The following is a 13,934-nucleotide window of genomic DNA, read 5'->3' on the forward strand; positions in this document are numbered from 1 at the left end:
ACACGCATTCTGCCGCCGGAACGGCCAGGCGGAGCGCGCCTAAGGCAGAAAATTCAGGCGCTCTGACCTGTCGCCCAAAAAAGTTTGAACCTTTTCCACGGTCGGTTCGACCAACGGTCATTGATGGCGCGGTCACGCGTCAGGCATTGACCATAGGACCCTTCAGATGACCGATACAAATGTGAATTCTCAGGACACCGTCAGCGCGTTTGAAGTCGAGGCTCAGGTGGCCGCGCTGCGCGGAAGCATTGATGCCTTCATCCACGGTGACAGCACCACCGACACAAAGGGACTGCAAGGCGCGCTGGATGATTTGCGCGATACCCGCGGCGTTGTCGAAGCCGCGCTGCGCACGATTGCAACCGCAGGCGACAGCCAGGAGGCCGCCGACGCGATCGGCGATCTGGCATCGGTTGTCCAAACCTCTCTCAAAGTGGTGTCAAAGCTAGGCGGACCGCTTGGCCCGGCGTTCAAGACAGCATCTTTCGTCATGGACAAGCTTTTGGACAAAATCGACGATGCCGCCGACAGTCTTGAGAAAAAGCTTTCCGACTTCAACGAGGTGTCTGCCGAAATCAAACCGACACTAGAGGAAATGGTGCGTCTGTTCGAGGAAGGTTTTGAACCCGTCATTATCGCGTACATGGCCGAAGTCGAAACACTGGGCCAGACGGTGGACATTCTGCACGACGCGGTGGATGTGATCGGCAAAAAGGTTCCGACCGCAGGGCTGGAAACGCTGGACAGCCCCACATCGATCACCGACCTTGATCCGCGCCTGACCCAGGCGTTGCTGGACATTCAGACCTATGCCCGCGAACAGGCGAAAAAGGTCGATGCCGAAAATCAAAACGGCAACTTGCCGACGGCGGGATTTCTGGGCGCCACGGGGATCGGAGCGACGGTTGATGCGCTCGACGGCACGCTTGGGACATTGGACAGCGCGCTTGACGTTCTGGACGATATCAACGGCACGATTGGCGTGCTGGCCGATCCGCTGAGCATCGCGGCTGACATCATCAGACCCATCGAAACGCTGCTGAATGCATCCGGACTTGTGTTCAAATTCACGGTCGAGCCGGTCCTGAACAGCCTGATCAGCTCACTTGGGATCGACAAGATCTTTGATCCAGTCCTGGCTGCCGTCGAGGGTCTCGTTCCAAATGTGGACGGTATCGAGAACCTGGCCGACGACATGCTTCAGGTGGTAAGCGACACGATCCTGGAGACCCTTGCCAACCTTGAAAACGCCGACGACGACGTGAAAGACGGCTTTTCCCTGCCCGAAGGGATCGGACCTGACACCCCCCCTGAGGAGATCCTTGCCGCGACAGGCGAGGTTGTCGATGCCCTGCTGGTCAACAAGGCAAAAGAGGCCCTGACCGAGTTTCTGTCCAGCACATTGCTGCCACGCGACGTCGTCGACAACGTCATGAATATCGTCAGCGAATTCGATCTTGGCCAGGGGATTGTCAAACTGGCGGATGAACGCGACCGCGCAGACGGCAAGATCACATTGACCGGCACCGAACACGACGACACGCTTGTCGACAACGATGGCGACAACGTGCTGATCGGGAATGCGGGCGAGGACGTGTTTGTCATCGCGGGCGGCAATGACACGATCGATGGTGGTGAAGGCCGCGATTTCGCGGTGTTCGGCGACTCGATCACGAATTTCCGGTTCTCATTCGACAATGACAGTCAGGAAATCAGGCTGCTTCACCTGACACCTGGCTCGACCGACGCCTATGCCGGTCGCAACGTGGTCAGCAATGTCGAAATCCTGAAATTCGAAGATGTCGCGGCGACCAGCGATGTCTTGCAGGACATTCAGGACCTGGATGCAAACGGAAATTTCGTAGGTACCGACGATGGCGATCTGGTGATCGCGCAATCCGAGGGTCGATTGATCTCGACCGGGGATGGCGCGGATTTCATCGTCTCGAACGGGACCGACATTGTGGATGCCGGCGCCGGTGATGACGTCGTTACGATCACGCTGAACGAGATTGCCGTGAATGGAGGAGAGGGCAATGACCTGCTCTCGCTCACCGGTGCCGACGGGCTGTTGGACAAGGATACGCAGACCTACCGGGTGGAATTGGGCGCAACTGTCGAGACCAACGGCTCAGCCCCCGTGTCGAGCGTCCAGATCTCTGTCGTCGACAGCGAAACGGATCTCGTACTCGCCGTGACCGGTGGCGGCGGAGGGGCGAACGACAGTGGTCCAATCATCACCGGGTTTGAACATGTGCTTGGCAGTGGCGGCGACGACCACATCATCGGCAACACCGAGGCAAACTCCATCGACGGTAACCTGGGCAACGATCGGCTTGAGGGTAAAAGCGGCAACGACACGCTGAACGGGTTCGACGGCAAGGACACCCTGGATGGCGGCGAAGGCGCTGACATCATCCTTGGCGGGACCCTGGACGATCTGATCCTCGATCTCGACCTCGGGGACGATATCGACGGTGGGTCGGGCGACAATGACCGCCTCATCCTGACCGAGCGGACAGAGAACACGTCATTCGACCTCAACCTCGTCGATGTGGCTGGGGCAGACATCAAGATCGTGAACGTCGAAGACATTACTTTGGGCGCAGGCGACGACACCGTCATCGCCGGAGACCAACTGACGCGACTGAACCTCAAGGAAGGCGAAAACACTCTGACATTGGTTGGCGGCGCCGGTGCCTTGGGCAACGCCATGGATGCCTTCTTTGGCGCTTCATCCGACAAGGCCCTGGTCAGCCTCGACAACAATGTCGATCTCTACCTGGGCCGGGGCGACGACAGTCTGGAATTGACCGGGCTTGTCGGCGATTTCGAGGGCGCGCGCATTGAAGCGACCGGAGGTAAAGGCACCGACAGTGTGACCTTGCAGGCCCAGAACGTCGCGCCATCGCTGAACCTGGAAACGAACGCGCTGCAATCCGTCAATCTGACCGGCGGAAGCGACGGCATCCTGTCGGGTAAGGCTAAGGACCGGCAAGGCAACGAGGGCGGTTTGGAGCTGCGGTTCTTTGAGAAGATGTCGGTGGCGGGCTTTGATGAAAATCTTGAAACCACCCTGCCGGGCGTTGTTGCAACGCTGGATGTAGACGCCAGAGGGTCCAATCTGCATACGGTGTTCGGTGCGAACGGTGATGATTTCATTGACCTGTCACGCACCGTATCGACCGAAGATATCACCTTGCGCGGATTTGGCGGAGACGACGTTCTGATCGGGTCGAGCCAGCAAAGCAGTTCACTTTATGGGGGCAGCGGGGACGATGTCTTGCGCGTCGGCTCAGACTTTGAACTGCTGGCGATATCTGTCTTTAATCCGTCGATCAATGTGGAGCACCTTCTTGACGGGGGCGCCGGTAACGACGTTTTCCAAATCGGCGTGGGTCGGTTCGACATCCGCGGTGGTGATGGTGTCGACAGCATCAGTTTTGCGGCGACGGATCTGGACCGTTCGAACATCGACCTGCCCATCGTTGCGGACCTTGAGGACGGAACGGCCTCCTTTTCCGGGATACAAACGGTGACGTTTGACAGCATAGAAAACCTTTCGGGCTCTCGTTTCGACGACGTTCTGATCGGTGATGACGGCGAAAACGTGTTGGACGGACGGGACGGGAATGACGTTCTCGAAGGCAAGTCAGGCAATGACACATTGTCCGGTGGATCCGGGGACGATTCCCTCTCGGGCGGAAATCAGGACGACTTTCTGTTCGGCGGCGCCGGCGATGACACGCTGAGCGGAGGCAACGGAGACGACGTTCTGAACGGCGACCGGGGCCAGGATGATCTCTTCGGCAATGACGGCGATGACCTCTTGATTGTCACTCTTGAAAGCGCCGTTCAAAATGATGAAGCAGACAAGCTTAACGGTGGGCGCGGCACCGACACCGCCAGCTTTGAGGCGGTTGAAGGCAGTCTTGGCGGCGTCAACGCCAGCCTGGAAACCGGAGTGCTGCGCTTTCTCGACACAAGCGTGCAGATCGGTGAATTGAGCGGGATCGAGAATCTCGACGGCACCCGCTTTGATGATCGTCTTGACGGTGATGACGGCGACAATGTGATCACCGGTCAGGATGGCAACGATAGCCTTTTCGGCGGCGATGGCGACGACACGATCGACGGCGGGCAAGGTGATAATACCATCTTCGGAGGCGCGGGCGACGACGTCATCGTCATCGGCGAAGGCATCTCTCGGGTTTCGGGGGGCGCCGGTCAGGACAAGGTCGTGCTGGAACTCGTGGAGATCGTTTCGGTCCAGACCGACGAAAACGGCGATCCAGTCGCGGATGGAAACGGCGGCTTTGTGCAGGAGGTTACGCTCTCGGAGTTCAACATCGTGCAGGAAGGCGAAACCCTCGTGGTACAGCACGTCTTCACCGACCCTGAAACCGGCGTTACCGAGGTTCTTGGCCTCAGCCGGTTTGATGCAAGCGTTGAAACGCTGGAAATCGTAACGCGCGAGGTGACGGAAACGAACGAGGTGTCATTGACGCCGGTTCAAACCTTCGATGTGTCAGAGCTTTTGGCCTCCGGAGAGTTCAGAACCGGCGAGCGCCTGGAGGCACCCGATCAGGCGGTGTCCAGGCTGGATATCCCGCAGCCGGGACTGGAGGCGCGCGACGGTCGGGTCTTCGAGACCGTTCAGCTTGAGGGCGGCGGGACCGCAAGTGTCGTCTTCGACGGCACCTCGGGCCCAAGCAATGTCTTTCTGGTGGTCCGGGATGCCCAGGGCCGCGAGGTGGCTGTCGATGCTTTGGAGACATATCCCAACGCGACGCCCGAAACGATAGATATCGAAGCGCTGGCCGATGGAGGATTTGTGATCGGCGTCATAGACGGGTTTGGCACCAGAGATCACATCTTTTACGAAATCTTCGATGCCAATGGGGACACGACGGGCGGCCTGACGCGAATGACGGGCGGCAGCCCCATAGGCCAGATCAATTTCAGCCTTGCCGCGCGTGAGGATGGAGGTTTTGACATTTTGACCGTGCCCAATGGCGGTCTCGTGCCACAGACTGGCGAGCTCTTGCAGCATATGCTCCGGGTCCATCCCATCGATGCCGAAGGAAACACGATCACGTTCACAAGTCCGTCCAATGGCACCACGACGAGCGGCGAATTGGTTGTGTTCCTGCGCGACCACAAGATTTCGGAACTGTCGGGGACACAGCTCGAAGGCGGCGACATGGTCTATGCGTACCGCTTTGTCGGTCAAGGCGACAGCCACATCGGCTTTAAGGTAATGACGACGGATCGCGAAGATGTCAGCGGCCACGTCAGACTGAATGGCGACAAGATCAGCCATCCGTCCGTCGTTGCCCTGAATGACGGCGGATTTGCGATTATCTTCGAAGACTTCGGGCGAGATGTTCTGACCCTCGCGCGGTTCGATGCCCAAGGTACCAAAGTCGATGAGGCCGAGATCACCAAAAGCGGCTTTGGACCTGTCGCCGATATCGAGGCGCATCTGGTCGAGGGGGACATCCTTCAGGTCTCGGCCTTGCGCGAGGATGGCACGGCGGAAGACTTTGTCTTTGACGTAAACGCCCCGCTCGACGTGCTCGACAATGGGGACACCGTGTTCCAGGGCACCGCCTCCATCGACAGGGTCTTTGCCAGAGACGGCGACGATACCGTCAACGGCTTTGCGGGCGACGACGTGATCAGTGGCGGTGACGGCAATGATCTGATCAGAGGGGGCGAAGACAATGACGCGATCAACGGCAATGCCGGCAACGACGTGCTGCGTGGCGGGTCCGGCGACGACACCGTATCGGGAAGTTCCGGACATGACACGATCACCGGAGGTCACGGCGATGATCATCTTCTGGGGGGCTTGGGCAACGACAAGATCGACGGGGGCGCGGGTGACGATTTCATCAGCGGTGGATCGGCCGATGATGGCGACGATATTCTGATTGCCGGGGCTGGCGACGACGTGCTGTTCGGCGGTGACGGAGACGATGTGTTCGTCTTCCTGTCGTCAGATGAGGGCGACAACGTCATCACGGATTTCAAGCAGGGCGACCTTGTCCAGATCGACGGGCTTTCGGATACAATCACGGAGAGCGACATTCTGACATCGGTGCAGCAGCAACAGGACGCAGGCGCGAGCGATGTGGTGATCGACCTCGACAGCGGTTCGGTCACGCTGAGGGACGTCGATTTCCAGCTGAGCGCGTCTGATTTTCTCTTCTAATGGGCTTTGGCCTCAGGCGGCTGTCACAGAAATATGGAGAATGTCCGAAGATCCGCCGCTTGGAGCATCCTTGGGAAGGTCGAGTGTCACTGATGCCCAAGTTCAACGGATAATGCATCCCGTTGGCGCACCACTCCGAAGGGCGGGTCAATTTTGACCCGCCCTTTGCTGTTGCGCCACAAAACGGGCACTAAGCGCCAGATTTCAGACGGCGCGAAAACGCGTTGATGCTATCGCATGAGCCAAGCTGAGTATGTCCCTCTAAACCATAGCCTTGCGACAGCTCGCCAGTGTCGTGCCACGCCAGCGTTTGGACGCATGCCTGAAAGCGCTCTGTTCCGAGAAACCGGTCAGGAAAGCGACCTCTGTATGGCTGCTGTCTCGGTGGGCATCGGGATCTAGAGCGTTCCCTATCGGATAGGTGGGCCTGGTACGCTGATCGGGCTTGGCGCATTCCCCTATCCGGTCCCCTGTTTTGCAGTCAACCTAGTCTGCAACGTGCCGATGAACGAAGCGCTTACAGGCATGGGCCTGCCGGCTCCTGCGCCCCACGACTATCGGAGCAAGGTATACCTGCCTTGTCGGACGACATGGAACACAGTGCGCCAGTGGGCCGCCGCGATGGTGCTCTTTGCGCGCGTTTGGCGTACAGAAACACAAGCGCGACTTTTTTGAAACGGGCGGGCGCCTGCCACCGGGGTGACCCTGTCCTTTGTCTTAGTTTGGGAGGTTGATTTGTCACGCATGTCTCCGACGTTGCACATGGTCTGCGGAAAAATCGCCTCCGGGAAATCAACGCTGTCCGCAAAGCTTGCCGCCGATATTGGCGCGATCATGCTCTCGGAGGACGACTGGCTGGGCATCTTATTCGCCGATCAGATGAAAACCGGGGCCGATTACCTGCGCTGTTCGGCCAAATTGCAGTTGGTGATGACGCCGCACGTGACAGCGCTGCTGAACGCTGGCGTGACAGTGGTGCTCGACTTTCCTGCCAACACCGTGGCGCAGCGGGAATGGATGCGAGACGTTATCCGCGCCAGCGGCGTGGCGCATCGGCTGCATTATCTCGACGTGCCCGATGAGGTCTGTCTGGAACGGCTCCGCTCCCGCAATGCCCAAGGCGGACACGCGTTCTCAGCGACCGAGGAACAGTTTCGGCGGTTCGCTGCACACTTTGTCCCGCCCACGGAGGAGGAGGGTTTCACGATCATGCGCCATTGAGCGTAAGATGTGCTTGACCCCTGCCGATCGGGCAAACGTTCGCGATGTTTACAGCCCGTTCCTGCACACACCGCATGCCCGAAATCAGCGGCGCAAAGACTGAGGAAGAAAGCCGGATGACCAACAAAATCACAATTGAGACGCATGTCGTCGTTTCGCCCGAAGTCGCGTGGGACGCATTCACCTCTCCAGCCTCCATCACACAATGGAACTTCGCCTCGCCTGAGTGGTGCTGCCCCTCGGCAGAGGTGGATCTGCGCAAAGGCGGCAAATACACCGCCCGGATGGAGGCGCGGGATGGCTCCATGGGCTTCGACTTTTCGGGCACCTATGACCTGGTCGATCCGCCATCTGCCTTGATACTGCGACTGGATGATGGACGCCTTGCACACACAACCTTTGAACCTGACATGGGCGGCACACGGGTTCGCACCGTCTTCGATCCCGACAGCGCGCATCCTGCGGAGATGCAGAAAGAAGGCTGGCAAGCGATCCTCGACACCTATGCCGCCTTCTTGGCACGACGCGAAAAGGCGAGATGAGGCAAAAGGGGGCGGCCATGACTGAGATTGTCACTTGTCTTTGGTTTGATCACGGTGAGGCCACTAAAGCCGCGGCGTTCTATGCAGGGACGTTTCCGAATAGCGAGGTTGCCCGGATCAACACCGCCCCCGCCGCGTTTCCGGGCGGGGAAGCGGGCGCTGAACTCACCGTGGAATTCACTGTGCTGGGTCGTCGGTTCCTTGGGCTCAACGGCGGACCGGTCTTCACCCCGAACGAAGCCGTGAGTTTCATGGTGGTGACAGAGGACCAGGCCGAGACCGACCGCTACTGGAACGCCATCATCGAAAATGGCGGCACGGAAAGTGCCTGCGGTTGGTGCAAGGACGGCTGGGGGCATTCGTGGCAAATCACGCCCAGGGTCTTGTTGCAGCTCACCACCAGCGCGGATCATGTCAGGGCAAGGCGTGCCTTCGAGGCGATGATGACGATGCGGAAGATTGACATCGCAGCCATTCAGGCCGCGGCAGAGACGGCGTCATAAGAACGGCGTCCGACGTCTCAGGGTCCGTCGCCGTCTATCCCGACCGCGCGCCGATCCTGACCGGAAGGTGTCTGCTCGCGTGGGAAAGCAAGCTCGATACTGCAAAGATTGTCATGTTCGGCATTGATGACACGATGAGGAGGAGGCCTTTACATGTCGACTTTCGCCGAGGTGATCGCGGATCTTCAGGGCATCGCGTCACCCGATGACATCGACAAGGTTGCGCGGTTTTTCAAAGGCGACCCGGAGACGAAGGTGATGGGTGTGTCGATTGGAAAGATCTTTCCAATCGCAAAGCGATATACCGACCTGAGCCTTGCAGATGTGGAATGCCTTTTGGACGACAGCCGCTATGAGGTGCGGATGGCAGGCGTCTCGATCCTCGATTTCAAGGCGCGTAAAAAGACCCTGCGAGACGACGAACGCGCCGCGCTTTACGCGCTCTACATACGCAAGCATGACCGGATCAACAATTGGGACCTCGTCGACCGGGCCGCGCCGCACGTGGTGGGCGAATACCTCCTCAACAAAGACCGCTCCGAGCTGGAGAGGCTGGCGGTTTCGGATGATCCGCATCGCCGCCGCACCGCCATCGTGGCAACCCATGCGTTTCTGAAGCGCGGCGAGGTCGATGGCACCTTCAGGATTGCCGAGCTGCTGGCGGAGGATGCGGACGATTACGTTCAGAAGGCTGTCGGGTCCTGGACGCGGGAGGCTGGAAAGACTGATCGCAACGCGCTAATCGCGTTCCTTGATCGCAATCGCGCTCGATTGCCCAGACCCACCCTCACAGCGGCATCGAAAGGACTGCCCGATGACATACGTGCGCGTCTAAGAGAGGAGAAATCTCGTTGATAAATAAGGCTGCAAGCTGATCTAAATCCGCCTCTTTGAAGGATTATTAAGTAAGAGCCTGAAATTCTCCGGCGATGCCCGATCAGTGCGTCGTGTGGGACGGGTGACATCAGTCTTTCGGATCATCGCCGGCCTCCCGGATCGCCCATACCCGCGAACGCGCTTCGCGAGCATCGCAAAGCCCAGCCCGGAGGCGGTTTCAGACGGAATTCGGATCGGAAGGGCAGATGGCCTAAGACCGGATCTCATGGGACCCTGATCTGCTTCTGCCAGGTCAGGTTTTGACCCTGCGCAAGAACCATGCGGGCGACGGAGCGGCTTAAAGGCTCTTAGTCCTGTCTTAAGCTAGACCAATATCCACGAAGCGGCCGTCATGATCGCCTGATGACACGATAGTCACCCAAAGCGCACGTCGCTCCGACCCAACGAAGCGGCCCCGGAGCCACGCAGGGTTTGATCGAATTAAGAAACTTCGGAACCTCCGCCAACAGCGCGCAGTTAGGCACAGAATGCTGACAATACCATCACGCTTGATTGTTCTGCTCACACTCCTTTGTGCATGGGCCTTTCTGGTCGTGCCATCACAGGCCCAGGAGCCGTATTTCGAAATCGACAGGCTCAATCCCGGGCTGGGGGCGCCCCCCGACGATCTGGTCCGGAACACCCCGCAGGCCACAATGGAAGCGCTGCTTGATTCCATTGCCTCGGGCGACTTCGATGCAGCGTCGCATCTGTTGAACCTCTCCGACCTGCCCATTGCAGATCAGGCCCGACAGGGACCGGAGCTTGCCCAAAAACTGCATACCATCATTGACCGAAAGGTCGTCATCGACTGGCATTTCCTGCTGCAGCGCCCGGATGCGCTGGACTCGCGCGCCTCGTCCGACAACGCGGTCGGCGGCCAGGTTCGCAGGTCCCTCATCATTTGGATACTTGAGCTTGAAGATCGTGATGTCGCGATCCGGCTCGACCGGCTTAAACCTGAGGGGGCTGATGCGGTCTGGGTCTTTTCGGCCGCCTCCGTTGCAAAGATCGACGCACTTTACGCGCTTTACGGACCCACGCGGCTGGAAAGCTATCTGCCCCCTGCCCTGTCCAATGATGCCTTCTGGGACCTGATGTGGTGGGAAGTGCTTGGGCTTCCGGTGGTCATTGCCCTCGCAATCCTTGCCGGCGTCTTCACTCACGGTGCCTTGTCCTTCGCCGCCCGCCGCGCGTCAAACAAACTGTCCACGCCGCTTTTGCATGCGGTGCACACGCCGCTGGTCATCTTTGCCGTGACCTTCGTGATTTCGATCCTGACCAGCAATTTGTTCGTCTTTTCCGGGCGGATCAGCACGTTTCTGGGGCCAATCATCTCCATCGGTTTCGTGCTGGTGGCGCTTATGCTCGTCATCAACGTGGTCGACGCCATTCTCGACCATATCGTTGATTTCCGGGACAATGCGCTGTCAGAGCTCGACAATACCGAGCGCCGCTCTCTTGTCACGCGCCTCGCAGCCGGACGGCGGGCGCTGATCATCCTGATCGTTCTGATCGGAAGCGGTATCGTGCTGACCCAGGCCGAACTGTTCAACACGCTGGGCTTCTCGCTTCTTGCGTCCGCCGGGGCCTTGACGCTGATCCTGGCTTTCGCCGCGCGCACGGTGCTGGGCAACATCATGTCCTCCATGCAGATCGCACTGAACCAGTCCGCCCGGATCGGCGACCGTATCGTCTTTCGCGATGCAATCTGCGACGTGGAGCGGATCAATTTCACCTTCGTTCAGCTTCGCACCTGGACCGGCATTCGCTTGGTCGTACCCGTCTCTGAATTCGTATCCGAACCGTTCGAGAACTGGACCCTTCGCACCGACGGCCTGACGCGCCTGATTGTCCTGAAACTCCGTCACGAGGCCAAGGTCGACAAACTGCGCGCCATGTTCCTTGAAACCGCCGAGCACCTTGACGCTGGCGAGATCGGAAATCCTGATGATCTGGGTGTCTTCGTGACGGGCCATGATGTTTTTGGCCAGGACGTCACCTTTTGCCTGCCTTGCGCCAATCCGCGCGAGGCATGGGAAATGGAGTGCGAGATGCGCGAGCGGCTTATGCACTATGCAGGGGAGCTTGAAGCCGGAGGCACGCCGCTTTTCCCGGACGTCAATCCAGCCGAAGCCGCTTGATCCCCGGCCCAATCCTCAGGGCGCGGAATAAAGCGGAACCGTTGACAGCGACATCTTGGCCGAGCCGTCCTGCACTTCACGCGCATGGGCCACGTAAATCAGCGTCCGCCGCGGTTCATCGTAAATGCGCGTCACCTTGAGCGATTTCCAGACGATCGAACGCCGTTCCGAGAACACCGCCTCTCCGTCACGGCTCCGGTCGATATCGCCAATCTCGATCGGGCCGGTCTGACGGCAGGCGATGGATGAATTCGACGGATCCTCGAACCAGTTGCCCTTTTGCAAACGGTCGATCAGTCCACGCTCAAAATAGGCAACGTGACAGGTCACGCCCGCGACCTTGGGATCATCGAAGGCTTCGATGATGATGTCATTGCCAAGCCAATCGACATCGACGTTCCCGACATCCTCCGCATGAGCCGGTAAGAGCATACCAAGGGAAAATAGGGTAGCCACGGTGGTTCTGATCATGCTTCTTTCCTCGCAGATGAGCGCTGATGTGTTCCCGCCAGCAGCGCCTGACGGGGGTCGGCCCCGTCAAAGTCAGGTCCGGCAAAGACGAAAATACCGGTCTTTCGCAGCGCGTCGAGATCGCGTTCATCCCGTGCGTCCAGACCCGGCCCCGGCGCTCTCAGCATGACCGCCCGGATCTGTTCGGGATGTCGTAGAACCGCCTCCCGGTAGATCGCGGCATCCTTTTGTCCGGTATCCCCGATCAGGATGGCGGGTAGGTCCGGATTGGCCCGCAGCAGCAGATCAATGCTCTGCCCTTTGTGATTGCCGTGGCCGTCGGTAATGAATTTCGTCTCACTCAGCCCAAGATCACGCAGAAACATCGGGCCTTTCACCAGGCCAGCGCGGTCAAAGACGTCAACGAGGAAGCGATGCATGTTCCAGGGCGATGAACTGACATAGAAAATCGGATTTCGGCCCTCATCCGACAGCAATTCCATCAACTCGACCGCATCGGCAAAGATATGACGCGTATTTGCGTTTCCGGTGAACGACGTCCACAAGTTGCGCAGCAGCGAGTAAGCACCTGTCTGCATCATCGTATCGTCAATATCCGAAATCACCATGAAGTCCGCATCCTGTCGCGGTACGAAAATGGGGCAGGACACATGTCCCTCGCGCCCCTCAACCTCCAGTTCAACCTCACGCCATCCGGTCTTTTCGTCCCGGGGCAAAAGAAGCTGGAAGTATCCCTCCTCGTCACTGCGTCCGGTGACCGCGCCATGCCGCAGCTCAACATCAGCCACCTCGTCGGTCAGGAACAACCGCACCATCTGGCGAAGATTGGCCCAGCGGCCCTGCCCTTCCCGCACCGCGCTCCGGTCGATCCGCGCCAGAACACGGCCGCGCGCAATCAGGTGCTCTGGCGTGGCAAAGCCGATATGCGGATCCACTTCCCGGCCTTTCGGAGCCTGCCCGCGCAGCCTCCCCATACCCTCTGCAAAGCGTTCCGCTCGCAACGCGAGGCGATGTAAGATCGGTTTCAGCATGTCAATCTGAGCCCCTGATTCAAAGGCTAACGCATGACTTTGGAAAAAGTGCCACACTATATCCGGTAACCGATGATCCGGTCAGAAATTGCTGCGCGAAGCGAGGCTCATAGGGCGGATGCCACTTGCTTCCGGCCTCATCACATCGCTGCGCCCGTCTCACCAAAGTCATACCGCTGAAAAACGGCTGATCAGCCCGTCCGGCATCTGAATAGCCTGAAATGCGGGGGCGAGACAAAGATCTTCACATCATCTTTCGCAACATCCTTCCTGCGGTCGGCCGACAGGAGGTTGTCGTACGGAACCATCCCCAAAATGGCGGGTTCCCCTTTTCGGTACATCAAAAAAGGATTGCACCATGGCCCCCTTTTCCCACGGATCTATCCAGCAGATCATGACCGACACACCATCGGTCTATGCTTTCCGGATTGCCGGGCATATCGACGACGATGCCTCCGAGGCGCTCGCGAAATTCATGCTCTGCGTGTTTGAGCGGCATGACGAAAAGGTCGATATGCTGATGGATCTTACAGCTTTCACCGGTAGCGACTGGGACAGTCTGCTTGACGGTGATGTCATCGCCTCCCGCTTTAAATCGCTGAGCGAAGTGCGACGGTATGCTGTCGTTGGCGCCCCGGAAAACGCGGCCAAGATGATCGGTTTTCTCGACAAGATCATCCCGGTGGAGGCAAAGGCTTTCGATGCGTCCGAAAGTGATGCGGCATGGCGTTTCGTCGGAGCCAGGCCGACAGCTGCCTGACGCCTCGGAACTAGTGAAAGGGCAAGGTTGCACTGCGGTGAGTGAGGCGTGCCGCCACCTTCCCCCGGTGGCCGCCTAACCAAGACTTAAACGGCTGGAGAAGCCCCTAAAGCAGTTCGTGTCTCAAGCCGGCGATCTCTATCTGCCTTAGACTTTAAAACCTTCACCG

At 58.8% G+C, this 13,934-nt stretch carries 9 protein-coding genes; 7 read left to right on the forward strand and 2 right to left on the reverse strand.

From position 1 onward, the window contains the following. Positions 1-166 precede the first annotated feature (166 nt). The 6 genes from CFI11_RS24855 (at position 167) to CFI11_RS15570 (ending at position 11,503) form a co-directional block, all read left to right on the forward strand. Positions 167-6,217 (forward strand): calcium-binding protein, encoded by a 6,051-nt coding sequence (locus CFI11_RS24855; RefSeq protein WP_130407537.1) that lies wholly within the window; start codon positions 167-169, stop codon positions 6,215-6,217. Positions 6,218-6,961: 744 nt separating this feature from the next. After that, entirely contained in the window at positions 6,962-7,438 is a 477-nt protein-coding gene (locus tag CFI11_RS15550; protein WP_130410036.1) for an ATP-binding protein, read from the forward strand. A 116-nt stretch (positions 7,439-7,554) separates the two neighbouring features. Then, positions 7,555-7,980 carry an SRPBCC domain-containing protein gene (locus CFI11_RS15555; protein WP_130407539.1) on the forward strand — a complete coding sequence of 142 codons (426 nt, stop codon included), beginning with the start codon at positions 7,555-7,557 and terminating at the stop codon, positions 7,978-7,980. Positions 7,981-7,997: 17 nt separating this feature from the next. Further along, positions 7,998-8,483, forward strand: coding sequence for a VOC family protein (locus CFI11_RS15560; RefSeq protein ID WP_130407541.1), 486 nt, complete (start codon positions 7,998-8,000; stop codon positions 8,481-8,483). Between the two features lie 153 nt (positions 8,484-8,636). Beyond that, entirely contained in the window at positions 8,637-9,338 is a 702-nt protein-coding gene (locus tag CFI11_RS15565; protein WP_130407543.1) for a DNA alkylation repair protein, read from the forward strand. Between the two features lie 509 nt (positions 9,339-9,847). Further along, positions 9,848-11,503 carry a mechanosensitive ion channel family protein gene (locus CFI11_RS15570; protein WP_130407545.1) on the forward strand — a complete coding sequence of 552 codons (1,656 nt, stop codon included), beginning with the start codon at positions 9,848-9,850 and terminating at the stop codon, positions 11,501-11,503. A 15-nt stretch (positions 11,504-11,518) separates the two neighbouring features. On the opposite strand, the gene CFI11_RS15575 is transcribed toward CFI11_RS15570, so the two are convergent. Together CFI11_RS15575 and CFI11_RS15580 are read right to left on the reverse strand one after the other, a co-directional pair. Continuing rightward, on the reverse strand, positions 11,519-11,974 hold the full coding sequence (locus tag CFI11_RS15575) for a CreA family protein (RefSeq protein WP_130407547.1): 456 nt from the start codon (positions 11,972-11,974) through the stop codon (positions 11,519-11,521). Continuing rightward, positions 11,971-13,005 carry an App1 family protein gene (locus tag CFI11_RS15580; RefSeq protein ID WP_130407549.1) on the reverse strand — a complete coding sequence of 345 codons (1,035 nt, stop codon included), beginning with the start codon at positions 13,003-13,005 and terminating at the stop codon, positions 11,971-11,973. Before CFI11_RS15580 ends, CFI11_RS15575 begins: the two co-directional genes overlap by 4 nt. A gap of 358 nt (positions 13,006-13,363) precedes the next feature. Between CFI11_RS15580 and CFI11_RS15585 the strand changes: the two genes are divergently transcribed. Beyond that, positions 13,364-13,765, forward strand: a complete 402-nt coding sequence (locus CFI11_RS15585) for an STAS/SEC14 domain-containing protein (RefSeq protein ID WP_130407551.1) — start codon at positions 13,364-13,366, stop codon at positions 13,763-13,765. Positions 13,766-13,934: the final 169 nt, after the last annotated feature.

Origin of the sequence: Thalassococcus sp. S3 (assembly GCF_004216475.1) — a bacterium.
Classification (GTDB): domain Bacteria; phylum Pseudomonadota; class Alphaproteobacteria; order Rhodobacterales; family Rhodobacteraceae.